Here is a 24938-nt window from a genome sequence, read left to right on the forward strand (position 1 = left end):
TGGGTGTCACTCACCGGGTCAGGCGCACCACGGTTTCAAGGTGGTGCGTGTGGGGGAACAGGTCGAAGGCACGAATGCCGTCGAGGTGGTAACCGCCCTCCTGGAAGAGGGCGATGTCTCGCGCCAGGGCGACGGGGTCACAGGCGACGTAGACGACCTGAGCGGGACTCGCTGAGGTTATCCGGCCCACGACGTCCTTCCCAGCCCCCGATCGGGGCGGGTCGAGCACGACGGTCGCCTGACGCAACCGCTCGCGGTCGCCCTGGTTCGCGGTCGAGGTGAGCTCCCGGATCCAGCGCTCCACCCGACCGGTGACGGCCGATGCACCGATCCACTCATGCAGATTTTCTGCCGCATGGTCGGTGGCTCGCGAGTCGCTCTCGACGCTGGTGATGCGAAGAGCCTGGCCGAATCGATCGCCGACGGCCGCGGCGAGAAGGCCGACCCCGCCGTAGAGGTCGAGGTTCATCGCCCGAGGATCCATCAGGGCCGGGTCGATCAGATCTTGTACCGCCGCGGTAAGGGTCTGGGCGGCCCCGTGGTGCACCTGCCAGAACCCGCCGTCGTCGAGCCGGAACTCGCGCTCGCCGACGCGCTCCACCACGGTGGTGCGCGCCTGCTTTCCGATGATCAGACGGGCCCCGCCCTCGCTCGGCGAGAGCACATCGACGTGCTCCTCTCCCACAAAGCGCTGCTCGAGGGGCGCGGCCTCTTCGACGGCCGCGGTGGCGAGCGGCAGGTCGTCGACGGCGATGACGGTGTGGGAGCGCTGCGCGTACGGCCCGGGGCGGCCGGACTCGTCGACGTGGAGCCGCACGCGGGTGCGCCAGCGCGTTCCACCGACCTCATCGTCGCCCGGAACGCCCTCGACGACGACGTCGGAGTCGATGCCCGCCATGCGCGAGAGAGCGTCGGTCAGCACCTGTCGCTTGAGTTCGCGCTGGTGGGCGAGGGCGATGTGCCCGAACTCGGCCCCGCCTGCACGCTGCGACGGGTCGCGATCGACCGAGGCGGCGCCCCAAACGTGCTCCTGGCGGTGCGGCGACGCGTCGAGCACCTCGACGGTGTCGGCTCGCCAGAACGACTTCTTGCGGTCTTCGGTGATGCGCGCACGCACCCGCTCGCCCGGGATCGCATCGGTCACGAAGACGACCCGACCGTCGAGGCGCGCGACGGAGATTCCGCCGTGTGCGATTCCGGTCACGTCGAGCTCGACGTCTTTTCCAAGCATTTCACCCATGGAGCAAGTCTGACGTATGGGTCTGACACTCTTGACGCATGCCCGTGCGCCTCTATCTCGCCAGCACCTCGCCCGCCCGCCTCGCCCTGCTGCGGGCTGCCGGAATCGAACCCCTCCTCATCTCGCCCGGCGTCGACGAAGACGAGGCGGTGGCGCACGAGGAGGCCACCCTCGGCCGGCCGCTGACCGCCGTCGAGACCGTCACGCTCCTGGCCCGCGCGAAAGCGGAGGCGGTGATCGGGGCGCAGGTCGACGGCGCCGATATCGACGGATTCATCCTCGGCGGCGACTCGGCGTTCGAGATCGAGGGCGCCGTCTACGGCAAGCCGCACGACCCCCTCGTCGCAACCGATCGCTGGCGCCAGATGGCCCGCGTCGGCCGGGGCACTCTCCACTCCGGGCATCACCTCATCGACCACCGCGGCGGGCGCCCGCACGCCGGCCACTCCGCCGCCGCCGCAGCCCACCTCACCTTCGCCGACGACCTCTCCGACTCCGAGATCGCTCACTACATCGCGTCCGGAGAGCCGCTCGAGGTCGCCGGCGCATTCACGATCGACGGCCTGGCCTCGGCGTTCATCACCGACATCGAGGGCACGCCGAGCGCGGTCGTCGGCCTGTCGATCCCGGTGCTGCGAAAGCTCCTCCGCGACCACTTCGGCATCGAGTGGCCCGAGCTGTGGAACGCCGTTCAGGGTGGCCTGAGCGGCGCCGCCGCCGGATCCTGAGGTCTCCGGTCGTCGCAAAATTGTAGGATCCGGCCCGTTCGCAATCGAGCTTTTTGTGCGGGGCGACCAAAGGAGCGACCTCCCGGGGCCGTAGGCTTGGGATTTATGCCGCGAATTACCAAGGTGCTCATTGCCAACCGTGGAGAGATCGCAGTCCGGGTCATCCGCGCCGCGCGAGACAGCTCCATCGCGTCCGTCGCGGTCTACGCCGACCAAGACCGAGACGCCCTCCACGCCCGCCTCGCCGACGAGGCCTACTCGCTCGACGGCACCACGAGTGCCGACACGTACCTGGTCATCGACAAGATCCTGTCGATCGCCCGCCGCTCGGGGGCCGACGCCGTCCACCCGGGCTATGGGTTCCTGGCCGAGAACGCCGACTTCGCCCGAGCTGTCACCGACGCCGGCCTCGTGTGGATCGGCCCGTCGCCCGACGCGATCGAGAAACTCGGCGACAAGGTCTCGGCGCGTCACATCGCCGAGAAGGTCGGCGCGCCGCTCGCCCCCGGCACACTCAACCCCGTCACCGGCTCCGACGAGGTGCTCGACTTCGTCGACACCCACGGCCTTCCCGTCGCGATCAAGGCGGCCTTCGGCGGCGGCGGTCGCGGCCTCAAGGTCGCTCGCACCCGCGAAGAGATCCCCGAGCTGTACGACTCGGCCGTGCGCGAGGCCGTCGCCGCCTTCGGTCGCGGCGAGTGCTTCGTCGAGAAGTACCTCGACAAGCCCCGCCACGTCGAAACCCAGTGCCTCGCCGATGCCGAGGGCAACGTCGTCGTCGTCTCGACCCGCGACTGCTCGCTCCAGCGTCGTCACCAGAAGCTCGTCGAAGAGGCACCCGCACCGTTCCTCTCCCCTGACCAGCTCACCGCGCTCTACACCGCCTCGAAGGCGATCCTGCGCGAGGTCGGCTACGTCGGCGCCGGTACCTGCGAGTTCTTGATCGGCCAAGACGGCACCGTCTCGTTCCTTGAGGTGAACACGCGCCTTCAGGTCGAGCACCCCGTCTCGGAGGAGGTCACCGGCATCGACCTGGTGCGCGAGCAGTTCCGTCTCGCCGAGGGCGGCACGCTCGACTACGCCGACCCCGAGCCGCGCGGCCACTCCTTCGAATTCCGCATCAACGGCGAAGACGCCGGTCGCGGCTTCATGCCCGCACCCGGCCCGGTGCACGTCTTCAAGGCACCCAGCGGCCCCGGCGTTCGCGTCGACTCCGGCGTGCAGGCGGGCGACGAGATCTCCGGATCGTTCGACTCGCTGCTCGCCAAACTCATCGTCACGGGTTCGTCGCGCGAAGACGCTCTCGAGCGCTCGCGCCGCGCACTCGCAGAGTTCGAGGTCGCCGGTCTCCCCACCGTGCTTCCGTTCCACCGCGTGATCGTGGACGACCCCGCGTTCGCGCCCGAGCCCGGCACCCCGTTCTCGATCTACACCCGCTGGATCGAAACCGAATTCGACAACACGATCGAGCCGTGGTCGGGTGAGGCCTCCGCGCCCTCCGTCGCCCCGGCCCGCTCCACCGTCGTGGTCGAGGTCGGTGGCAAGCGCATCGAGGTGACGCTCCCGGCGACTCTCGGCTCGCGCTCCGGTGCCGGCAGCACCGGTGCCTCCGCTCCGGCCCCGCGTGGATCGCGCTCGGGTCGCAGTGCCGGCCGCGGCGCCGGCTCGGCTGCCACCGGCAACGCCGTCGTGGCTCCGATGCAGGCCACCGTCGTGAAGCTCGCTGTCACCGAAGGCCAGTCCGTCGTCAAGGGCGACCTCGTGCTCGTGCTCGAGGCCATGAAGATGGAGCAGCCCGTCGCGGCCCACCGCGATGGCGTCATCTCGGGCATCGATGCGGCTGTCGGCACCACCGTGTCGGCGGGGCACGTGCTGCTGTCGATCGGCGACTAGCTGGGCTCGCTGCCTGCTGGGCTCGCTGCCTGCTTGGCTCGCTGCCTGCTTGGCTCGCTGCCTGCTTGGCTCCTTTCGAAAGGATGCCCGTTCCTCTGCAAAGGAAATACGGTTAGCAGCGACAGTTCGGGCGGGAACGAGGCCCGCATTCGTTCCTTTGCAAAGGACCGCCCCCTCCAAAATCCTTCTCAACCGACGCTAGCCACGGTGTCGACTACCACGCGCTCGGCCCACGCCCAGCGGTGACGAATGTGGTCGGCTGTGAAGCGGAGCACGACTAGCCCCTGCGAGGCCGCTTCGGCGTCTCGACGACGGTCTTCGGTGAACTCGGCGTGGCCGGAGTGATAGGCGTACCCGTCGAGTTCGATGACCACGCGGGTTCCGACGATGCGAAGGTCGACGTGGCCGACACGCGTCACCGAGGCCTGTGCTTCCACCACGAAGCCCAGGGACTCCGAACGCAGTCTGACGATCGTCTCGAGCCCTGATTGGGCACCCGGCCTCAGGCCGAGAACCATCCTCGCGACAGGCGGTGTGAGCCCGGCAGCCAGCCGAGGCAGGTGATCCACAGTCAGCATCTTCGCCGTCAAGGCGCTTTCGATGCTAGCCACCGCAGTTTCGATGTCGTGCCATCGAAGGATCTGCGCCAAGCACCGCCCCACGGAGACCCGCCACAGAGAGCTCCCTCGACGGTCGTCGCTCCAGTGGATAACAACCTCCCGCCCATCTATCCGTCTGTGATTTTTCCCCTTCTCTGGTTGCGGAACACCGCCTGCATTCGGAGGCACGACAAGATGCAGCCGCGAATCCCAGCCGTCCCAGAGGCCGAAACTCGATGCCGCACTAAGCCCGCCGAGACGCGCCCCTAGCCGAGCCGCGATGAGACGATCAGGATGTATGCCGGATAAGGCGTACACACCGCGTCGAGCACGGAGCACTCGCCCCTCTTTCACAGCGACTCGAAGCTGCCTCGCGGTCACCCCCTCGGCGAGCAGAGTGCGCCCCTGGCTCACACCGCCGACCCGGCGGAGGGAATTCTCTAGCGTGTCCATCCCACGAGGGTGGCGGGTCGGCAGCGGCCGGGGCGCGGGCGACGGCCATCTGTGCAGAGGTGGGGCCGGATCCTTGCCTGTGGAGACGAAGACGCAGGATCCGGCAGAGGCCGCCCGGATCCTGCGCTCTCGCGCCACCCTGTGGAGAGTGCCCCCGACCGCCCTCCGTCGCCCCTAGAGTTGTTCGCATGTCTTCGACCTCCAGCCCCTCACTCGGCATCCCCGCGAACCCCCTCGACGATCCGTCGACCGACCCGTTCGAGGTCGCAGCCACGGCCGCCGCCGAGATCGCGGAGGCCACGGGCGTGGCGAGTCACGACATCGCACTCACGCTCGGGAGCGGCTGGGGTCGCGCCGCCGAGCTGATCGGCGAGACCGTGGCCGAAATTCCCGCGACCGAGATCACCGGATTCGGTGCCTCGGCCGTCGTCGGCCACTCCGGGTCGCTGCGCAGCATCCGCTTGGCCGACGGCCGTCACGCGCTGATCATCGGTGCGCGCACGCACTACTACGAAGGCCACGGCGTGCGACGCGTCGTCCACAGCGTGCGCACCGCCGCCGCGACAGGCGCGAAGATCATGGTTCTGACCAATGGGGCCGGGGGCATCCGCGAGACCTGGAAGCCCGGGCAGCCCGTGCTCATCAGCGACCACATCAACCTCACGGCCGACTCGCCGCTTGAGGGCGCCACGTTCATTGACCTCACCGACCTCTATTCGAAGCGACTCCGAGACGTGGCACGCTCCGTCGACCCCAGCCTCGACGAAGGCGTCTACACGCAGTTCCGAGGCCCGCACTACGAGACGCCGGCCGAGGTGCAGATGGCCAAGGCAATTGGCGGCCACATCGTCGGCATGTCCACGAGCCTCGAGGCCATCGCGGCACGTCAGGCCGGCATGGAGATCCTCGGATTCTCGCTGATCACCAACCTCGCGGCCGGCATCCAGAAGACGCCGCTCGCCCATGAAGAGGTGCTTCAGGCCGGCAAAGACGCCGAGGGTGCGATCAGCCAGCTGCTTGCGCGGGTGGTGGCGGCCCTGTGAGCGACGCGAATACTCTTCGCGCCACCGCAGCAGCCTGGTTGGCACAAGACCCCGACGCCGAGACGCGCGCCGAGCTGTCTGAGTTGCTCGCTCGATTCGACGGCGACAACGCCGAAGTGGCTGCGGAAGCCCACGCCGACCTGGCCGACAGATTCGATGGTCGGCTCGAGTTCGGCACGGCAGGCCTGCGAGGCGAACTCGGAGCCGGCTCCAAGCGGATGAACCGCGTGCTCGTCGCTCAGGCCGCCGCCGGGTTTGCGGCCTTCCTCGTCGACCGGGCAGCGTCGGATCCCGCTTCTGCCTCCCCCAGCATCGTGATCGGCTACGACGGCCGCACCAACAGCGACGTCTTCGCCCGCGACACCGCCGAGATCATGACCGCCGCCGGCGTGCGCGCGATCCTCCTCCCGCGGGCACTCCCCACCCCCGTGCTGGCCTTCGCCGTTCGCCACCTCGACGTCTCGGCCGGCGTGATGGTCACCGCCAGCCACAACCCGCCGCGCGACAACGGCTACAAGGTCTACCTCGGCGGAGCCGATCAGGGCTCGCAGATCGTCAGCCCAGTCGACGCCGAGATCGCCTCCGCGATCGAGCGGGCGGCCACCGGCTCCGTGCTCGACCTGCCTCGTTCTGACGACTACGCAATCGCGGGCGACGACATCGTCGCCGACTACGTCAGGCTCACCGCAGCCGTCGCCGGGCGCTCGGCTTCGCTTACCGTGGCTGCTGCGGCGCCTCGAGTCGTCTACACCGCCATGCACGGCGTGGGGTGGGAGGTGGCTCGCCGCACGATCGCCACCGCGGGCTTCCCCGAGCCCATTCCCGTCGCTGAGCAGGTTGCACCCGATGCGGCCTTCCCCACGGTCGCCTTCCCGAACCCCGAAGAGCCCGGTGCCCTCGACCTCTCGTACGCCATCGCCGATCGTGTCGGGGCCGACCTGATCCTCGCCAACGACCCCGACGCCGACCGGCTTGCCGTCGCCATCCCTGACCCGTCCGGCGACGGCTGGCGTCGTCTCACCGGCAACGAGGTCGGAGCGATCCTGGGGTGGCGTGCGGCCGAACGCGCCAAGTCAGCAGGTGATTCGTCCGGTGCGCTGGCCGCGTCGATCGTCTCCTCCCCCGCTCTTCGTACAGTAGCCGCCGCATACGGCCTCGAGTCAGTCGATACCCTGACGGGCTTCAAATGGGTCTCGCGCGTCGACGGGCTCATCTACGGTTACGAAGAGGCCCTCGGCTACCTCGTCGATCCGGCGAAGGTCCGCGACAAAGACGGCATTTCGGCGGCGCTCGACATCCTCGCCCTCGCGACCGAGCTGCACGCCTCCGGGTCGAGCCTCGCGGAGCATCTCCGCGCCTTCGACGCCACCTTCGGCGCATTCGCGTCGTCCCAGGTGTCGTTGCGCGTCAGCGACCTCGCCGAGATCCCCCGCATCACCTCTGCGCTCCGAGCCACGCCCCCGACGACGATCGGCGGGTATCCGGTCGACCGGCTCGACGACTTCGCCCACGGTTTCGAGCAGTTCCCGCCCGGCGACATCCTCCGCTTCTGGCTGGCCGGCGACGAATCACACGACGGGTCGCGAGTCATCGTGCGTCCGAGCGGCACCGAACCCAAGCTCAAGGTCTACATCGACGCGTGGAGCACGACGGGTGATGCGGCCGAGCGTCGCGCCGCGGCCGACTCCGTGGTCGCTGCCCTCGACGCGGGGGTGCGCGAGCTGCTGCGCTGATCGCGGGCGCGGGCGCGGTTAGCTGAGCACCCGTCGGTCGCCTGGATCAGCGACCCGACGGGGTTCGGCCATACTGACGCGGCGCGCCACGTCGCTTTGGCCGAACCGCGTCGCTTTGCCACGCGACCCTGCGACCTGACGTGAATCGGCCAACCTCGCGCGCCGCGGCGCTGGCACGTTGGCCGATTCGCGTCACCTCACCGGGCGAGACGCCGAGGCACGGCACCCCGCGGCGCCGCACCCCGCAGAGCAGCACTAAACCCCGCGGCACCGCACCCCGCAGCGGGGCACCCCGCGGCGCACAGCAGAAGGCCGGGCTCAGCCCAGGGCGCGCTCCAGCTTCTCGGTGAGCTCGGCGAGGTCGAAGTGGTTGACGATCACGATCACATCGGCGAAGGTCGGCCCGATCGCGTCGACGAACTCAGCCGATGTCAGGATCACCTGCGCGTCGTCGGCGACAGACCGGACGCTGGCCAGGTCGGCCGCGACGACGTCGGCCTCGATGTCGAGCTTGGCGAGCACGCGCTCGGCGTTGACCTTCAGGATTCCGCTGGACCCGATGCCGACACCGCAGATCGTGACGATCTTCACGAGCCACCCTCAGACGACAACGAACCCGCAGCAGAACCACCCGCAGACGAACCAGAACCCGAGCCAGACCCAGAACCACCCGAAGACGAACCAGACCCAACACCCATAATCGCCCGCACGTCGTCGGCCCTCGTCGCGTCGGCGAGGGCGCCGATCCGGCTCTGGTCGTTGAAGACGTTGGCGATGTCGGCGATGAGGTCGAGGTGGCCGCCGACCGATTCGACCGCGAGGCCGACGATGACGCGCACCGGGTCGTTGTGCGGGTGCCCGAACGAGACCGGCGAGGCCAGGGTGACGACGGCGAGGCCGTCGCTGATCACCTGGTCGTCGGGGCGGGCGTGCGCGAGGGCGAGGCCGGGGGCGATCACGACGTAGGGGCCGTGCTCGTCGATCATGCGGATCATCTCATCGGTGTAGCCCGGACGTGCGGCCCCGGACGCCGTGAGGGCGGCCCCGACGACCGCGACGGCGGAACGCCAGTCGGGCGCGAGCGACCCGAGCACGATGGCCTCGTCGGGAAGCGGGGGCAGCGCCATCTCAGGCCTGCTCGAACCCGGCGACGATGCGGTCGGCCAGGTCGTCGCGATCTTCGAGTGAGAGGAACGACGCTGCGGCCGCGTTGAGCTGGAACGCCTGGAGGTCGCTGAGGTCGTAGTCGAAGGCTTGCGACAGCAACGACAGCTCGCGGCTGAGGCTCGTGGCGCTCATCAGGCGGTTGTCGACGTTGACGGTGACCCGGAAGCCCAGCTGGTAGAGCAGGTCGAACGGGTGGTCGTACAGCTCGGTGCCCCACTGCGCGATGGCTCCGGTCTGGAGGTTCGACGACGGCGACAGCTCGAGGGCGATCTCGCGGTCGCGCACCCAGGCGGCGATCGGGCCGAGGCCGACGGTCGTGTGGTCACTCTCGCGGCCGAGCACGCTGATGTCTTCGGCGAGGCGCACTCCGTGACCGAGGCGGAGGGTGCGACCGTCGAAGAGGGCGCTCTTGATGCTGTCGAGCCCGTCGGCCTCGCCGGCGTGGACCGTGACGGGGAAGAACTCGCGCGCCAGGAGGTCGAACGCGGCCTGGTGGGCCGACGGCGGGAAGCCGAGCTCGGCACCGGCGATGTCGAAGCCGATCACGCCGTTCTCTCGGTGGCGGAGGGCCAGCTCGGCGATCTCGAGCGACCGGTCGGCGTGGCGCATCGCGGTGACCAGCTGGCCGATGGTGATTTCGTGACCGCGCTCGGCGAGGTCGGTGATCGCGTCGTCGATACCGGCCTGGACCGCTTCGACCGTCTCGTCGAGGGTGAGGCCCTCGCGCAGGTGCTGCTCGGGCGCCCAGCGGATCTCACCGTGGATGACGCCGTCGGCGGCCAAGTCGAGCACGAACTCGTGCGCGATCCGTCGGAGGTTGGCGGCCGTCTGCATCACGGCGAGAGTGACGTCGAAGGTCTTCAGGTATTCGACGAGCGAACCCGAGTCGGACTGCGTCTGGAACCACGATTCGAGACCGGCGGCATCGTCGACCGGCAGGGCGATGCCGGCCTGAGAGGCGAGCTCGACGATGGTCGCAGGCCGAAGCCCGCCATCGAGGTGGTCGTGCAGGCTGACCTTGGGGAGGGCGGCGATGCTCGGCCCTCCGTTGGGCAGACGGTATTCCTGGTCCGGTGCGCTCATACGCACCACCGTACTAGTGCTCGGAGACGACACTCTGAACGGCGACCACAAGCGAGGTAGACGAATCTAGGAGATTCGCTCCACGACGAGAGAACGAGCGGCGGGGGCCGAGGATCCGATGCCCCACGCTCCCTCGACCGACGCCAGGGCGCGCTCAAACCGCGATGCCTCGTCGGTGTGCAGGGTGAAGAGCGGCTGCCCCTCCTCCACGCGGTCACCCGGCTTCGCGTGCAGTTCGATGCCGGCCGTCGCCATCACCGGATCCTGCTTGCGAGCACGGCCGGCTCCGAGGCGCCAGGCCGCAATGCCGAAGGGCAGCGCCTCCTGCTTGTCGAGGTAGCCCGAGCGCGGCGCCGTGACGACGTGGGTCTCTCGGGCGACCGGCAGAGCCGCGTCGGGGTCGCCGCCCTGGGCCTCGATCATGCGGCGCCAGCTGTCCATGGCGCGACCGTCGTCGAGGGCGGCCTCGACATCGGCGTCGGGCTGGCCGGCAGCAGTCAGCATCTCGCGCGCGAGGGCGACGGTGAGCTCGCGGATATCGGCGGGACCGCCTCCGGCGAGCGTCTCGACCGACTCGCGCACCTCGAGGGCGTTGCCGATGGTCAGTCCGAGGGGGATGCTCATGTCGGTCAGCAGGGCCGACGTCGTGACTCCGGCATCGGTGCCGAGGTCGACCATCGTGCGGGCGAGGAGGCGCGACTGGTCGATGTCTTGGATGAACGCACCCGAGCCGAACTTTACGTCGAGCACCAGGGCGGAGGTGCCCTCGGCGATCTTCTTCGACATGATCGAGGAGGCGATGAGCGGGATGGCCTCAACCGTGCCGGTGATGTCACGGAGGGCGTACAGCTTTTTGTCGGCAGGGGCCAGGCCGGATCCTGCGGCACAGATCACGGCGCCGACATCTTTCAGGATCTCGAACATGCGCTCGTTCGAGACGTCGGCCTGCCAGCCGGGAATCGACTCGAGCTTGTCGAGGGTTCCGCCGGTGTGGCCGAGCCCGCGGCCCGAGAGCTGCGGCACGGCGACGCCAAACGACGCCACGAGCGGGGCCAGCGGCAGGGTGATTTTGTCGCCCACTCCCCCGGTCGAGTGCTTGTCGACGGTCGTCTTGCCGAGCGTCTGGAACGACATGGTCTCGCCCGAGGCGATCATCGCGAGCGTCATGTCACGGATCTCGGTCCGCTCCATGCCGTTGAGGAAGATCGCCATGATCAGGGCGGCCATCTGCTCGTCGGCCACGTAGCCGCGTGTGTAGGCGTCGATCAGCCACTGGATCTCGGGCGTCGACAGGGCTCCCTTGGAGCGCTTGGTGCGGATCAGGTCGACGACGTCGAAGGGTTCTACGGAGGTGGTCATGAGCGGCCTTTCTGCGAGGCCTCGTAGGCCTCGAGCTGACGGGGCCCGAACGCGTCCGGGATCACCTCGTCGATTGTCTTGAATCCCGAGACGGTGTCGAGCACCATTCCCTCGGCGGAGTGTTCGTAGAGCAGCTGGCGGCAGCGACCGCAGGGCATCAGCACGCCCCCGTTGCCGTCGACGCAGGCGAAGGCGACGAGGTGCCCGCCACCGCCCATGACGAGGTCGGAGACGAGCGAGCACTCGGCGCAGAGCGTAAGCCCGTACGAGGCGTTCTCGACGTTGCAGCCCGACACGATGCGGCCGGTGTCGGTGAGAGCGGCAGCCCCCACCGGGAACTTCGAGTAAGGCACGTAGGCGCGCTCCATCGCGGCCCGGGCCGTTTCGCGCAGGAGGTTCCAGTCGACCCCGACCGGAGAACCGGATGGGAGCGAAGGATCCGGCTGCGCAGCATCTGTCTCGGTCATGACTTGATGTACGCCTTTCCTGAAGCCGCGGGACCGCGCGACTGACCCACGAGTCCGGCCACGGCCAGGATCGTGACGACGTACGGAAGCATCAGCATGAACTCGCTGGGCACGGGCGAGCCGACCGCGCTGAGCACGTTCTGCAGGTTGCTGGCGAATCCGAAGAGCAGGGCTGCGAGGGTCGCTCGGATCGGATCCCAGCGGCCGAAGATAACCGCGGCGAGGGCGATGTAGCCGGCGCCCGCCGTCATCGACTTCTGGAACTCGCCCAGGTCGCCGAGCGTGAAGAACGCGCCGCCGAGGCCGGCGATGGCGCCGGCGAGAGTCACGTTCCAGAATCGGGTGGCGTTGACCCGGATGCCGACGGTGTCGGCTGCCTGCGGGTGTTCGCCGACGGCGCGGAGGCGAAGGCCCCAGCGGGTCTTGAAGAGGCCGAAGAAGACGCCCGCCACCGCGATGTACATCAGGTAGACGATTACGTTCTGCTGGAAGAGCAGCGGCCCGATCAGCGGAATGGTGCTGAGCCCCGGGATGTCGAGCTTCGGGAATCGCAGACCCTGGTTGAGGTCGGGCGTGTTCGTGAGCAGCTCCGAGTAGAGGAAGCTCGTGAGGCCCGTGACGAAGACGTTCAGCACGACGCCGACGATCACCTGGTCGACCAGGTAGCGGATGCTGAACACCGCGAGCACCATCGAGACGAGGGCACCGGCGATCATGGCGCTGATCAGACCGACCCAGAGCGAACCCGTGATGCTGGCGACGACGGCCGAGACAAACGCACCGCCGAGCAACTGGCCCTCGATGGCGACGTTGACGACGCCGACCCGCTCCGACACGACGCCACCGAGGGCGCCGAAGATCAGCGGGGTCGAGAGGCCCAGCGAGCCGACCAGGAGGCCCGGCACGAGGATCGACTGACCGGCGCCGGCCCAGGCGAGGAAAGCGACGAAGAACAGCACGCCAAAGACCGCGATGAGCCAGAGCGGCACCCGCTGGTACCGCGAGACGCGGAAGGCTGCGATCAGGGCGATGAGGGCCAGCACGATCGTGACGACGATGCCCGCTCCGAACGACGGGAGAACGGCGTTGGGGAGCTTGACGAAGTCGGTCGACGTCGAGAGGCGGAACGTCGAGTCGCCGTCACGGTGGCCGACGACGAAGAGCAGGAGCGCCACGACGACGAAGATGCCGAGCGCGATCGGGGCCTTCCACGAGCGGGTACGGGCGACGGCCAGGCCGGGGGTATCTCCGGCGGGGATGGCGGTGTCGGGGGCGAGAGTGCTCATTTGGTCACCACGGCGGTCTTGGCGGACGAGGTCTTACGGGCACGGGGCGGTGTGCCGGTGCCGGGCTGCCGGATCCTGAAGACCGTTCGCACCAGCGGGGGCGCAGCAACGAACAGCACGATCAGCGACTGGACGACGAGCACGATGTCGATCGGCACGCCGTTGGCCGCCTGCATGGCGTAGCCGCCGGCCTTGAGGGCACCGAACAGGATGCCCGCACCGAAGACGCCCCAGGGGCGCGAGCGACCGAGGAGGGCGACGGTGATCGCATCGAAGCCGATGCCGGCGTCGATTCCCGACGAGAATCCGGTGGTCAGCGTGCCCAGCACCTGGGTGGCACCGGCGATGCCCACGAGGGCACCCGAAAGCACCATCGCGTAGATGTAGACGTTTTTGACGTTGATGCCCGAGGTGCGCGCCGCGTGCGGGTTCTCGCCGACCGCGCGGAAGCGGAACCCGAGGCTCGAGCGGTTGAGCAGCCAGGAGCAGAAGATCGTCGCGGCGATCACCAGGATGAAGCCGAGGTTGAGGTTGTAATTCGGGCCGAGGATCTTCGGCAGGATCGCCGACGGCAGCGTCGCGGGCGACTGCGGGTTGGCCGAGCCGGGAATCTGGAGGAGGCCCGGGGTGCGCAGCATGAACGACAGCAGGTAGAGCGCGATGTAGTTGAGCATGATCGTGAGGATCACCTCGTGGGCACCCGTGCGGGCCTTCAAGAACCCGACGATGAAGCCCCAGAACGCACCCCCGGCGATACCGGCAAGAATCGCCAGCGGCAGGTGGATGCCGATCGGCAGGTCGAACGAGAAGCCGACCCAACCGGCCGCGGCGGCACCGGCGAGGATCTGCCCCTGGCCGCCGATGTTGAAGAGCCCGGCACGGAACGAGAGCGCCACGCCGAGACCGGCGACGATCAGCGGCATCGCGTAGTTCAGCGTCTCGGTGAACGGGCGGATACCCGCCGCAAATCCGTAGGCGCTGAAGTCGATGATCGACCCTTGGAAGATCGACACGTATGCGACCGAGATCGACTTCCAGGCGGCCTCGAAGAAATCGCTCGGGCGGGCGAAGAGGTAGCCCGCCGTCTCTTGCACGTTGGGGTCGGTGGCGGCGATCAGGATCCCCGAGATCACCAGGGCAAGCACGACGGCCAGCACCGAGATCATCGCGTTCGACGAGACGATGTCGCGAAGGATCCTGGCGGTGCGGTCGTCAGGCTCGTCGCGGTGCGGCGCCGGGGTTCCGGCAGCAGCGGGTGCGGCTTCGACCAGCCCGGTCTCCCCGGGCGGGGTGGGTGTCGTCTCGGTCATGCGACCGGCTCCGTTTCGTGGGTCGTGGGCGGGACGAGCTCAGGCGGCGTCTCGCCGGCCATCATGAGCCCGAGCACGTCGCGCGGGGTGTCGGCGGGGACGATGCCGATGATCGTGCCGCGGTACATGACGGCGATACGGTCGGCGAGCGCGACGACCTCGTCGAGCTCGGTGGACACGACGATGACGGGCACGCCCGAGTCGCGGGTCTCGACGATGCGCTTGTGCACGAATTCGATCGAGCCGACGTCGATGCCTCGCGTCGGCTGGGCCGCCACGAACAGGCGCAGGTCGCGCGAGAGCTCGCGGGCGAGCACGACCTTCTGCTGGTTTCCGCCGGAGAGGCGGCCGACCGGGGTCGCGATGCCCTGGCTACGAATGTCGAACTCGCGCACCTTCTCGGTCGCGAACGCCGCGAGGTCGACCAGTTTGAGCCAGCCGCGTTTGACGAACGGGCCGGAGTAGGTGCGGTCGAGCATGAGGTTCTCGGCGATGGTGAACTGACCGACGAGACCGTCTTCGGTGCGGTCCTCGGGCACGAAGCCGACACCGGCGTCGAGCACCTTGCGCACGCTCAGGCCCTGGATCTGCTTGCCGTCGAGAGTGACCGACCCCTCGACGCGCTCCTGGAGACCGAGGAGGGCTTCCGTCAGCTCGGTCTGCCCGTTGCCCTGCACACCCGCGATGGCGAGCACCTCGCCGCGCTTGACCTCGAACGAGACACCGTCGACGACGACCTGGCCGATCGCGTCGATTACCCGGAGGTCGTCGACCACGAGCGCTGTGTCGCCGATCTGCGGCGGGTTCTTCTGCACGGTCAGCTCGACCGACCGACCGACCATCAGCGAGGCCAGCTCCGCGTTCGACGCGGTGGGCGAGGCTTCGCCGACGACCTTGCCGAGGCGGATGACGGTGATGCGGTCGGCGACCTCGCGCACCTCGCGCAGCTTGTGCGTGATGAACACGATGCCGGTGCCCGCGTCGCGGAGCTGCCGCATGATGACCATCAGCTCATCGGTCTCTTGCGGGGTGAGCACGGCGGTGGGCTCGTCGAACACGAGCACCTTGGCGTCGCGCGAGAGCGCCTTGATGATCTCGACACGCTGCTGCACGCCGACGGGCAGTTCTTCGACCAGGGCGTCGGGGTCGATGTCGAAGCCGAAGCGCCGTGAGATCTCGCGCACCTTCGCGCGGGCGCCCGGCAGATCGAGGCGGCCGCCGAAGGTGGTCTCCTCGTGGCCGAGCATGACGTTCTCGGCAACGGTGAAGACGGGCACGAGCATGAAGTGCTGGTGCACCATGCCGATGCCGGCCGCCATGGCGTCGCCGGGGCCGTCGAAGTGCTGGACGACGTCGTCGAGCAAAATGTCGCCCTCTTCGGCCTGGTAGAGGCCGTAGAGGACGTTCATGAGAGTGGATTTACCGGCGCCGTTCTCACCGAGAAGAGCGTGGATCTCACCCGCCTCGACAGTGAGGCTGATGTGATCGTTGGCGGTGAGGGCGCCGAAGCGCTTGGTGATGCCCTGGAGTTCGAGCTTCATGGTGGTTCTCCCTGGATCGGGGGCAGGGGGCGGAGCAGAGCGGAGGGCCCGAAGTGACGATAGTCGCTCCGGGCCCTCCTGAGGTGCTACTTCTCGGTGGCCTTCGACTCGACGGGGATCGAACCGTCGATGATGCCGGCCTTGATCTTGTCGAGCTCGCCCTGCAGGGTCGAGGGGACCTTGTCTGCGTAGTCGTGGAACGGCGCCAATCCGACACCGTCGTTCGCGAGGGTTCCGACGTAGGCCTTGTTCGAGAACTTGCCCTCCGCGGCCGCGGTGACGACGTCGTTGGTGGCGGGCTTGATGCCCTTCTCCACGCTGGTGAGGAACAGCGACTTGTTGGCGGGGTCGGTCTCGTAGGTGTCGGAGTCGACACCGATCAGGACGGTGCCGTTGTCAGCGTCTTTCACGGCCTGTGCGGCGCTCTGGTAGATCGGGCCACCGACGGGCATGATGACGTCGGCGTCCTGGTCGAGGAGGTTCTGAGCGGCCTGCTTGGCGGAGGTGCCGGCCTCGAAGCCACCGGTGAAGACGCCCTTCTGGCTGTCGACGTTCCAGCCGACGACCTTGACGTTCTTGTTTTTCTGCTCGTTGTAGTACTTCACACCGTCGGCGAAGCCGTCCATAAAGATGGTGACGGTTGGGATCTGGAGACCGCCCATGGTGCCGACGACGCCGCTCTTCGAGTAGGCAGCAGCCGCGTAGCCACCGAGGAACGCGGCCTCGGAGGTGTTGAACGTGATCGCCTGGACGTTCTTGCCCGTGTTCGACGAGTCGTCGATGGTGGCGAAGTCGACGTTCGGGTTCGCCGCGGCGGCCGTCTTCGTCGCGTCGGCGAGAAGGAATCCGACGGTGATGATCAGGTTGCACTTCGAGTTGACGAGGCTGGTGATGTTCGAGTTGAACACGGTCTCGTCGGCCGACTCGACGTGCTTCTCCTGGGAGCCGAGCGTCGTCGCCGCCTCCTGGAGTCCCTCGAGGCCGAGCTGGTTGAACGACTTGTCGTTGAACCCGCCCGAGTCGGAGACCATGCACGGCAGGTAGCTCGACTTCGCGCCACTGCTGGCAGTTCCGGTTGCTTCGGGTGCGGAGCCGCAGCCGGCGAGGATCGCCGTCGAGCCCACGATGGCGAGGCCGGTGAGTACGGCCTTCCGCGCTGAGATTGTCAAAGTGTCCTCCCAGACAGTCATTCTCAAGAATCGGCCCAGCATCGGGTGCTGAGCACTATGTCTGGCAGGTTACCCAAAGTGACGCGGTGTATTGACCACGGTCGACCCGGTTGACTCAAGCGTTACCGACTCGCGACCAACGCGAAACAGCGCCGATATCTGCGATGTGCTAGCGATTCCCGGTGCCGCTCGCTTCGGCCGGGCAGCTCAGAGGACGTCGTTGCGCCCCGAGAGCTTGAGCGCGTCGACGACGCTCTTCACCCGCTGCGCGTTGGCGCTCGTCGTGACGAGCAGGGCGTCCGGGGTGTCGACCACGACGATGTCGGTGACACCGATCAGCGAGATGAGACGGTCGCCCTGGCTGACGACGATGCCCGACGACGAGTCGGCGAGCACGCGCGCGTTCTCGCCGAGGATCGCGAGATCGGAGGCGCGCCCCTTCGAGTGCAGCTTGGCGATCGAGGCGAAGTCGCCCACGTCGTCCCAGTCGAAGTCGCCCGGGATCACCGCAAGGCGCCCCTGAGCGGCAGCGGGCTCGGCGACCGTGTAGTCGATGGCGATCTTCTCGAGGTTCGGCCAGATCTGGTCGACGACGGCTCCCCTGGCCGGGGTGTCCCAGGCGTCGGCCAGTTCGAGCAGCCCGGCGAGCAGCTCCGGGCGCGTCTCGCCGAGCTGCTCGAGGAGGCGGTCGGCGCGCGAGATAAACATGCCGCCGTTCCAGAGGTAGTTGCCGTCGGCGAGGTAGGCCTCGGCGGTCTCGAACTCGGGCTTCTCGACGAACGAGGTGACGGCGGCGGCGTGCGGCGCCCCCTCGATCTCGAGGGGTTCGCCCCGGTGGATGTACCCGAATCCGACTGCGGGCTCGGTGGGCGTGATGCCGATGGTCGCGATGTAGCCCGCGTCGGCGGCCGCGATGGCCTCCTTCACGGCGCGGACGAAACCGCGCTGGTCGGCGATGACATGGTCGGCCGCGAACGAGCCGATGATCACGTCGGGCTCGCGCTTCACCAGAATGGCGGCGGCCAGGCCGATCGCCGCGGTCGAGTCTTTGGGCTCCGACTCGAGCACCACATTGTGGTCGTGGAGGTCGGGCAGCTGCCCCTCGACGGCGGCCCGGTGCGAGCGACCGGTGACCACCATGATCCGCTGATCGCCGTTGAGCGGCGCCAAGCGATCCCACGTGCCCCGGAGCAGCGTCGATCCGCTGCCGGTGAGGTCGTGCAAGAACTTGGGGGCGTCGGCCCGGCTGAGCGGCCAGAGGCGCGAGCCGATCCCGCCGGCCGGGATGATGCTGTAGAAGCGGTCGAGTGCTGTCATGGCCACACCCTATCGGCGAGCCGCCGAGGATCCGCGAGAAGCCCCTGACCCGGCCCCTCTCGCGCTACCCGCCGTTCACAGCACCGCCACTCCCCCGTCACGCCGGGCTTCTAGCCTCCAAGCAGCAACCGAGGGGAACAGATTGCGCGTAGCCATCGTCACCGAGAGCTTCCTGCCGACCTTGAACGGGGTCACCACGAGCGTGTGCCGGGTGCTGGAGCACCTGCGTGACCGCGGCCACGAGGCGATGGTGATCGCCCCGGCCGGGCGCGGGCCCGATCGCTTCGCCGGTTTTCCGGTCCACCGCATGCCGGCGGTGGGCTACCGCCAGTTTCCGGTCGGCATCCCCGGCCCCCAGCTGAGCGCCCTCCTCGCCGGCTTCGACCCCGACGTCGTGCACGCCGCGTCGCCCCTCGTGCTCGGCGCCCAGGCGATCACCGCGGCGGCCCGCCTCGGTGTGCCGAGCGTGGCCATCTTCCAGACCGATATGGCCAAATACGCCGGCCGCAACGGCTTCGGCGCCGCCGGAACCGCTCTCGTCTGGAAGCTGATCCGCCGCGTGCACCAGGGGGCGACCCTCACGCTCGTGCCGTCGCAGGCGTCGCGCCGCGACCTCGAGCGGATCGGCGTCCAATCGCTCGCCACGTGGGGGCGAGGGGTCGACTCGGCCCTCTATCACCCAAACCGGCGTCTCGAGGCGAGCACTCGGATCCTGCGCTCGTCGTTCGGCGGCGACGACCGGGTCGTCGTCGGCTACGTGGGGCGCCTGGCACCCGAGAAGGAGCTCGAGCGGCTAACGGCGCTGCGCAGGATCCGAGACATCCGGCTGGTCGTCGTCGGAGACGGTCCGAGCCGGGGTGCCCTCGCTCGCAAGCTCGCGCCGCTTGACCCAGTGTTCACGGGCGCCCTCCGCGGGGAGGAGCTCGCTACGGCGTACGCGGCGTTCGACGTCTTCGTCCACACGGGCACGACCGAGACCTTCGGCCAGACGCTGCAGGAGGCACACGCCTCGGGTCTGCCGGTCGTCGCACCCGCCGCCGGAGGGCCGCTCGACCTGGTGCGCCACGGCGTCGACGGCTACCTCTTCGACCCTCGGCACGAGCACTCGCTCCGCCGCGCCGTGCTGTCTCTCGTCGAGTCGCCCGAGCAGCGGGCCCGACTCGGCGAGGCCGGCCGTCGCGCCGTCGTCGCGCGCACCTGGACGGCCCTCGGCGACGAGCTCATCGAGCACTACGAGACGGCACGCTCGACCTTCGTCACCGGTGTCGCAAGGCCGGCCGCCCGGCGTCCCAGCATTCTCTCGGTATCGAGATAAGTCGAAGGGCCCCGTCCGGGCCGCTCTCGGCTGATGCCTAGGATGGAATAGTTTTTCTTACGGACACACCCCGACCAGTTGGAGGGTTGCTCATGGCCGAGCAGACAGGGGTCCTTACCGGATCCCCCGCACCGAAGATCCCCGCACCCCGACCTGGTCGCGTGCAGGGAACGCTCTACCGCGGTCGTGAAGGCATGTGGTCGTGGGTGCTCCACCGCATCACCGGTGTGTCGATCTACTTCTTCCTCCTGGTGCACATTCTCGACACCGCTCTCGTACGGGTCAGCCCCGCGGCCTACAACGCCGTGATCGGCACCTACAAGACGCCCATCATGGGGCTCGGCGAGACGGCTCTCGTCGCCGCGATCGGCTTCCACGCCCTCAACGGGCTGCGCATCATCCTCATCGACTTCTGGGGCAACGGCACGAAGCACCAGAGGTTGATGTTCTGGATCGTGATCGCGCTGTGGATCATCCTCCTCATCGGCTTCGTCCCCCGCCAGCTCATGAACGTCTTCTCGGAGTGATGCACTGATGACCACCGAGACCATCGAAGCTCCCCGCTCGGCGCGGGTGTCGAAGCGCAGCACCAACTTCGAGAAGTGGGGCTGGCTGTACATGCGCGGCAGCGGCGTGCTGCTCGTCGTGCTGATCTTCGCCCACCTCTTCACCAACCTGATCGCGGGCGAGGGCGGCGTCAAGGCCATCGACTTCGGCTTCGTCGCCGGCAAATGGGCCAACCCGTTCTGGAAGGTCTGGGACACCCTCTTGCTGTGGCTCGCCCTGATCCACGGCTCGAACGGCATGCGCACGATCGTGAACGACTACGTGGGCAACCAGCGCCTCCGCAAGATCATCGTGCTGGCCCTGCTCATCTCCAGCGTCGTCCTGCTCGTGCTCGGCACGCTCGTCGTGTGGACCTTCAGCCCCTGCCCCGCCGGCGCACTTCCGAGCGACCTCCCGTCGTTCTGCCCGGCCCAGTAATCCCTCTCTCGTAAGGCTCTCGTGTCAGACATCCCCGATTCCTCCACCGCCCCGACACGCACCGTTGACGGCATCCACTACCACCAGCACGACATCGTCATCGTCGGTGCCGGTGGTGCCGGAATGCGCGCCGCCATTCAGGCCGGTGCCGGTGCGTCGACCGCCGTGATCTCGAAGCTGTACCCGACCCGCTCGCACACCGGTGCGGCTCAGGGCGGAATGGCCGCGGCTCTCGCGAACGTCGAAGACGACAACTGGGAGTGGCACACCTTCGACACCGTCAAGGGCGGCGACTACCTCGTCGACCAGGACGCCGCCGAGATCCTCGCCAAAGAGGCAATCACCGCTGTGCTCGAGCTCGAGAACATGGGGCTGCCGTTCAACCGCACCCCCGAGGGCAAGATCGACCAGCGTCGCTTCGGTGGCCACACGTCCGAGCACGGCAAGGCACCCGTGCGCCGCGCCTGCTACGCGGCCGACCGCACCGGCCACATGATCCTGCAGACGCTCTTCCAGAACTGCGTCAAGCTGGGCATCAACTTCTTCAACGAGTTTTACGTGCTCGACCTGATCATGACCGAGGTCGACGGTGAGAAGCGCCCCGCGGGCGTCGTCGCCTACGAGCTCTCGACCGGCGAGCTGCACGTGTTCCAGGGCAAGGCCGTCATCTTCGCGACGGGCGGATTCGGCAAGATCTACAAGACGACCTCGAACGCGCACACGCTCACCGGCGACGGCGTTGGCATCATCTGGCGCAAGGGCCTCCCGCTCGAAGACATGGAGTTCTTCCAGTTCCACCCCACCGGCCTCGCGGGCCTCGGCATCCTCCTGTCAGAGGCGGCCCGCGGCGAGGGCGCCATCCTCCGCAACAGCGAGGGCGAACGCTTCATGGAGCGCTACGCCCCCACCATCAAAGACCTGGCGCCCCGCGACATCATCGCCCGGTGCATGCGCACCGAGATCCGCGAGGGTCGCGGCGCCGGCCCGAACAAAGACTATTTGTACCTCGACATCACTCATCTCTCTCCTGAGGTGATCGATGCCAAGCTGCCCGACATCACCGAGTTCGCGCGCACCTACCTCGGCGTCGAGCCGTACACCGAGCCCGTTCCTGTGCTCCCGACGGCTCACTACGCGATGGGTGGCATCCCCACCAACGTCAAGGCCGAGGTGCTCGCCGACAACACCACGGTCGTGCCCGGCCTCTATGCCGCCGGCGAGTGCGCCTGCGTCAGCGTGCACGGCTCCAACCGTCTCGGCACCAACTCGCTGCTCGACATCAACGTCTTCGGCAAGCGAGCCGGCGATAACGCCGTCGAGTACGTCAAGACCGCCGACTTCGTGCCGCTCCCCGACGACGCAGCCGACTTCGTGAAAGGCCTCATCGATCAGGTGCGAGGGGCTACCGGCACCGAGCGGATCGCAACACTCCGCAAAGAGCTCCAAGACTCGATGGACGACAACGCCCAGGTGTTCCGCACCGAAGAGACGCTGACCGCGGTGACCGAGAAGATCGAGGAGCTGCGCGAGCGGTTCTTGAACATCTCGGTGCAAGACAAGGGCAAGCGCTTCAACACCGACCTGCTCGAGGCGATCGAGCTCGGCTTCCTGCTCGACCTCGCGGAGGTCGTCGTCTACTCGGCGCTGTCCCGCCAGGAGAGCCGCGGCGGTCACTTCCGCGAAGACTTCCCGAAGCGCGACGACGAGAAGTGGCTCGTGCACACGATGGCCTACCTTACGGGCGACGCGCACTCAGCTGACGCCGGCGACCACATCAAACTCGACACGAAGCCGGTCGTCATCACGAACTACCAGCCGATGGAACGGAAGTACTGACATGAGCACCGTCCTCGAAGAGCGTCCGGCAGCAGCCGACGCGATCCAGAAGTTCACCGCGACGATGATGATCCGCCGCTTCGATCCCGACACCGACACCGAACCCCGCTGGCAGGAGTTCTCGGTCGAGATGCTTCCGACTGACCGCGTGCTCGACGCGCTGCACCAGATCAAGTGGGAGCAAGACGGCTCGCTGACCTTCCGCCGCTCGTGCGCCCACGGCGTCTGTGGCTCCGACGCTATGCGGATCAACGGCCGCAATCGTCTTGCCTGCAAGACGCTCATGAAAGACCTCGACATCTCGAAGCCTGTCTACGTCGAGGCGATCAAGGGTCTGCCCCTCGAGAAAGACCTCGTCGTCGACATGGAGCCCTTCTTCGCCTCCTACCGCGAAGTGCAGCCCTTCCTGCAGTCCTCGTCGAAGCCCGACAAAGAGCGACTTCAGTCGGCGGAGCAGCGCGCCCGCTTCGACGACACCACGAAGTGCATCCTCTGCGCCGCGTGCACTTCGTCGTGCCCCGTCTTCTGGACCGACGGCCAGTACTTCGGCCCGGCGGCCATCGTCAATGCGCACCGCTTCATCTTCGACTCGCGCGACGAGGCTTCCGAGGTCCGCCTCGATATCCTCAACGACAAAGAGGGCGTGTGGCGTTGCCGCACTACGTTCAACTGCACCGAGGCGTGCCCGCGTGGCATCCAGGTGACCCAGGCGATCGCCGAGGTCAAGGCTGCCGTTCTGCGGGGTCACGCGTAGGCCCAGCGCTTCCTCACGCCGCATGCCGCTTGCTCGCGAGATGGCCCTAACGACGCCCGGTCACTCTGATCGGGCGTTGTTTGTGCCATCTCGCTGACTGCGTCGGCGCCCATCGTGCCGGTCGGCGCCGATCGCGAGGATCCAATCGGCTCGCACACCCCCTAGTCAGCGACCACACACACCGCGTCGAGCGCGAGAGCGAGCCGCAGCGCGATCGACACTCCCGCCTCACCGGAGCTGCCGAGAGGCGAGAACCCATCACTCCACCAGATCGGCAGCGCCACGTCGGGTGCGTCGGGCAGCAGTCGAGTGACCTCGCCAGCGCTCTTCAGCAGGAGCGGTCGATACACGGTGAGGAGCACGGCCCCGTCGCCGGCCATGACCTGGAGTGCCGCCCCCGCATCGATCTCGCGTACCTCGACCGCTCCACCGAACCCCTCCGACGCCGTCGCGACAGCGGTGAGGCCGAAGTCAACCGGGCTCAGAATTGTGATCTCACGGGGCATGGGGATCCCGTCTGCCGCGCCGCTCAATAGGCTCACCGCCGACCGACCTGAGCGCGTCGTTGAGCCTCTCCCACCCCGAGCGGGCCGCACTCCCCAGCGCCACGAGGTAGGCGGGCTCCGCGGGTCTGCCCACGACGACCACGTCCTGCTCGGCGGCGAAGTCCCGGCTCCCGAGGTCAAGGCGTGCCACTGAGGGTGCACCGATCAAGAGCGCGACCGGGTTCGGCGGCGGGTACTCGACGGGTCGCAGACACCGATCCGGTTCGCCGACGCGGGCCAGCACGAGCGCGAAGGTCGGCGTCGAACGCCTGCTGAGCTCGGCCAGCGCAGCCCGGAGCCGGTCGATCGCACGGTCGAGCCCGTCGATTCCGCCCGGCACCTCCACGGTCAGCGCGATGGTCTCTTCGATCCCCTCGTCGGAGACACGGGCGGTGACGGCGGCGGAGAGACGGTCTCCCTCGACGAGGATCCGAGACGGCACCGGAGCACGATGCCGTGCGTCTTGCGTGAGCACCCAGCGATCCCAGACGTGATCAAGCGGCTCGGTCCGGCCCCACACGAGCGGCTTCGTCCCCGAAACGGCGTCGGCCAGGGCCTCGAGCGCCCCGCCGAGCACGGTGTCGTGCGCCTCCGCGTGCAGCAGCGCCACGTCGATGCTGAGCTGCGTAGTGTCGGCGACAGCCTGCTCCCACGGAGCGGCGGGCTGACCACCGTCGGCCTCCTGTCCAGGCTGCCCCACGGGTGGCTCGACGGCTTCGTCGATCGACGCGCATTCGACACCGGTGATCCCGTCGCGAAATCCGGTCAGGGTCGTCACCGCCCAGACGCCCCCGGCGGCGACCAGCGCAGCCCGGAGCCCGATCGTGAGCCGCGACGTGTCGGGGGTGACGAGCACGAAGCGCCTCCCGCCGAGAGCTGGCCGAGCCAGCAGGTCGGCGAGCGGCGGACTCAGGCGCGCCACGACCGCCCGAGAGTCGATCCGCACGACGTGCGGAGTGACCTCGTCGATCAGAGGGTGGCGTATCGGTGTGCCCACCCGCCCAGTGAACTCCCGCGGGTGCGCGACCGGCCCAGCCGGGTTGGATCCTGGGCGGTGCGAACTCGTCAGCCACCACAGCGGCCAGACACGAATCGGCCACCCCGACACGGTCTTCG

23 protein-coding genes are annotated in these 24938 nt (G+C 68.2%); 9 read left to right on the forward strand and 14 right to left on the reverse strand.

Annotation, left to right across the window (positions count from 1 at the left end):
• Window positions 1-10: 10 nt before the first annotated feature.
• Window positions 11-1240, reverse strand: a complete 1230-nt coding sequence (locus tag ITJ49_RS06985; protein WP_194603255.1) for a class I SAM-dependent RNA methyltransferase — start codon at window positions 1238-1240, stop codon at window positions 11-13.
• A gap of 38 nt (window positions 1241-1278) precedes the next feature.
• On the opposite strand from ITJ49_RS06985, the gene ITJ49_RS06990 reads away from it, so the two are divergent.
• Both ITJ49_RS06990 and ITJ49_RS06995 read left to right on the forward strand, forming a co-directional pair.
• Window positions 1279-1968 carry a nucleoside triphosphate pyrophosphatase gene (locus tag ITJ49_RS06990; protein WP_194603259.1) on the forward strand — a complete coding sequence of 230 codons (690 nt, stop codon included), beginning with the start codon at window positions 1279-1281 and terminating at the stop codon, window positions 1966-1968.
• 105 nt (window positions 1969-2073) lie between these two features.
• Window positions 2074-3861 (forward strand): biotin carboxylase N-terminal domain-containing protein, encoded by a 1788-nt coding sequence (locus ITJ49_RS06995; protein ID WP_194603262.1) that lies wholly within the window; start codon window positions 2074-2076, stop codon window positions 3859-3861.
• A gap of 188 nt (window positions 3862-4049) precedes the next feature.
• Here ITJ49_RS06995 and ITJ49_RS07000 read toward each other — a convergent pair whose 3' ends face one another.
• The gene (locus ITJ49_RS07000) at window positions 4050-4301 is read right to left on the reverse strand and encodes a DUF559 domain-containing protein (RefSeq protein ID WP_194603265.1); all 252 of its coding nucleotides are present in this window, start codon (window positions 4299-4301) and stop codon (window positions 4050-4052) included.
• A gap of 800 nt (window positions 4302-5101) precedes the next feature.
• On the opposite strand from ITJ49_RS07000, the gene ITJ49_RS07005 reads away from it, so the two are divergent.
• Both ITJ49_RS07005 and ITJ49_RS07010 read left to right on the forward strand, forming a co-directional pair.
• Window positions 5102-5956 (forward strand): purine-nucleoside phosphorylase, encoded by an 855-nt coding sequence (locus ITJ49_RS07005; RefSeq protein WP_194603268.1) that lies wholly within the window; start codon window positions 5102-5104, stop codon window positions 5954-5956.
• A complete protein-coding gene (locus ITJ49_RS07010; RefSeq protein ID WP_194603271.1) occupies window positions 5953-7689 on the forward strand; it encodes a phospho-sugar mutase in 1737 nt (578 codons plus the stop codon). Before ITJ49_RS07005 ends, ITJ49_RS07010 begins: the two co-directional genes overlap by 4 nt.
• A gap of 318 nt (window positions 7690-8007) precedes the next feature.
• On the opposite strand, the gene ITJ49_RS07015 is transcribed toward ITJ49_RS07010, so the two are convergent.
• The 10 genes from ITJ49_RS07015 to ITJ49_RS07060 form a co-directional block, all read right to left on the reverse strand.
• Window positions 8008-8280 carry a PTS sugar transporter subunit IIB gene (locus ITJ49_RS07015; RefSeq protein ID WP_123942037.1) on the reverse strand — a complete coding sequence of 91 codons (273 nt, stop codon included), beginning with the start codon at window positions 8278-8280 and terminating at the stop codon, window positions 8008-8010.
• Complete coding sequence (locus tag ITJ49_RS07020; RefSeq protein ID WP_194603274.1) at window positions 8277-8816, reverse strand: PTS sugar transporter subunit IIA; 540 nt, start codon at window positions 8814-8816, stop codon at window positions 8277-8279. The genes ITJ49_RS07015 and ITJ49_RS07020 overlap by 4 nt, the downstream gene beginning before the upstream one ends.
• 1 nt (window position 8817) lies before the next feature.
• The gene (locus tag ITJ49_RS07025) at window positions 8818-9939 is read right to left on the reverse strand and encodes an adenosine deaminase (RefSeq protein ID WP_194603277.1); all 1122 of its coding nucleotides are present in this window, start codon (window positions 9937-9939) and stop codon (window positions 8818-8820) included.
• Between the two features lie 66 nt (window positions 9940-10005).
• Window positions 10006-11298 (reverse strand): thymidine phosphorylase, encoded by a 1293-nt coding sequence (locus tag ITJ49_RS07030; RefSeq protein WP_194603280.1) that lies wholly within the window; start codon window positions 11296-11298, stop codon window positions 10006-10008.
• Window positions 11295-11765, reverse strand: coding sequence for a cytidine deaminase (locus ITJ49_RS07035; protein WP_194603284.1), 471 nt, complete (start codon window positions 11763-11765; stop codon window positions 11295-11297). The genes ITJ49_RS07030 and ITJ49_RS07035 overlap by 4 nt, the downstream gene beginning before the upstream one ends.
• A complete protein-coding gene (locus tag ITJ49_RS07040; protein ID WP_194603287.1) occupies window positions 11762-13051 on the reverse strand; it encodes an ABC transporter permease in 1290 nt (429 codons plus the stop codon). Before ITJ49_RS07040 ends, ITJ49_RS07035 begins: the two co-directional genes overlap by 4 nt.
• A complete protein-coding gene (locus ITJ49_RS07045; protein WP_194603290.1) occupies window positions 13048-14361 on the reverse strand; it encodes an ABC transporter permease in 1314 nt (437 codons plus the stop codon). The genes ITJ49_RS07040 and ITJ49_RS07045 overlap by 4 nt, the downstream gene beginning before the upstream one ends.
• Complete coding sequence (locus ITJ49_RS07050; protein WP_055959483.1) at window positions 14358-15902, reverse strand: ABC transporter ATP-binding protein; 1545 nt, start codon at window positions 15900-15902, stop codon at window positions 14358-14360. Before ITJ49_RS07050 ends, ITJ49_RS07045 begins: the two co-directional genes overlap by 4 nt.
• 86 nt (window positions 15903-15988) lie before the next feature.
• The gene (locus ITJ49_RS07055) at window positions 15989-17071 is read right to left on the reverse strand and encodes a BMP family protein (RefSeq protein WP_084816140.1); all 1083 of its coding nucleotides are present in this window, start codon (window positions 17069-17071) and stop codon (window positions 15989-15991) included.
• A gap of 207 nt (window positions 17072-17278) precedes the next feature.
• Window positions 17279-18388, reverse strand: coding sequence for a mannose-1-phosphate guanylyltransferase (locus ITJ49_RS07060; protein WP_194603293.1), 1110 nt, complete (start codon window positions 18386-18388; stop codon window positions 17279-17281).
• A gap of 142 nt (window positions 18389-18530) precedes the next feature.
• Between ITJ49_RS07060 and ITJ49_RS07065 the strand changes: the two genes are divergently transcribed.
• From ITJ49_RS07065 to ITJ49_RS07085, 5 genes are all read left to right on the forward strand, one after another.
• On the forward strand, window positions 18531-19703 hold the full coding sequence (locus ITJ49_RS07065) for a glycosyltransferase family 1 protein (RefSeq protein ID WP_194603296.1): 1173 nt from the start codon (window positions 18531-18533) through the stop codon (window positions 19701-19703).
• A gap of 92 nt (window positions 19704-19795) precedes the next feature.
• Window positions 19796-20230 carry a succinate dehydrogenase, cytochrome b556 subunit gene (sdhC, locus tag ITJ49_RS07070; RefSeq protein ID WP_123942015.1) on the forward strand — a complete coding sequence of 145 codons (435 nt, stop codon included), beginning with the start codon at window positions 19796-19798 and terminating at the stop codon, window positions 20228-20230.
• A 7-nt stretch (window positions 20231-20237) separates the two neighbouring features.
• A complete protein-coding gene (locus tag ITJ49_RS07075; protein ID WP_055959491.1) occupies window positions 20238-20687 on the forward strand; it encodes a succinate dehydrogenase hydrophobic membrane anchor subunit in 450 nt (149 codons plus the stop codon).
• Window positions 20688-20708: 21 nt separating this feature from the next.
• Window positions 20709-22523: a succinate dehydrogenase flavoprotein subunit gene (gene sdhA, locus ITJ49_RS07080; protein ID WP_233573016.1), complete on the forward strand. Its 1815-nt coding sequence runs from the start codon at window positions 20709-20711 to the stop codon at window positions 22521-22523.
• A gap of 1 nt (window position 22524) precedes the next feature.
• On the forward strand, window positions 22525-23277 hold the full coding sequence (locus tag ITJ49_RS07085; protein WP_055959493.1) for a succinate dehydrogenase iron-sulfur subunit: 753 nt from the start codon (window positions 22525-22527) through the stop codon (window positions 23275-23277).
• A gap of 161 nt (window positions 23278-23438) precedes the next feature.
• Here ITJ49_RS07085 and ITJ49_RS07090 read toward each other — a convergent pair whose 3' ends face one another.
• Together ITJ49_RS07090 and ITJ49_RS07095 are read right to left on the reverse strand one after the other, a co-directional pair.
• The gene (locus tag ITJ49_RS07090; protein WP_194603299.1) at window positions 23439-23783 is read right to left on the reverse strand and encodes a hypothetical protein; all 345 of its coding nucleotides are present in this window, start codon (window positions 23781-23783) and stop codon (window positions 23439-23441) included.
• Window positions 23773-24819 carry a DUF6177 family protein gene (locus tag ITJ49_RS07095; RefSeq protein WP_194603302.1) on the reverse strand — a complete coding sequence of 349 codons (1047 nt, stop codon included), beginning with the start codon at window positions 24817-24819 and terminating at the stop codon, window positions 23773-23775. Before ITJ49_RS07095 ends, ITJ49_RS07090 begins: the two co-directional genes overlap by 11 nt.
• Between the last annotated feature and the right edge of the window lie 119 nt (window positions 24820-24938).

It is taken from the genome of Frondihabitans sp. VKM Ac-2883 (assembly GCF_015350875.1).
In the GTDB taxonomy this organism is placed as follows: Bacteria; Actinomycetota; Actinomycetes; order Actinomycetales; family Microbacteriaceae; genus Frondihabitans.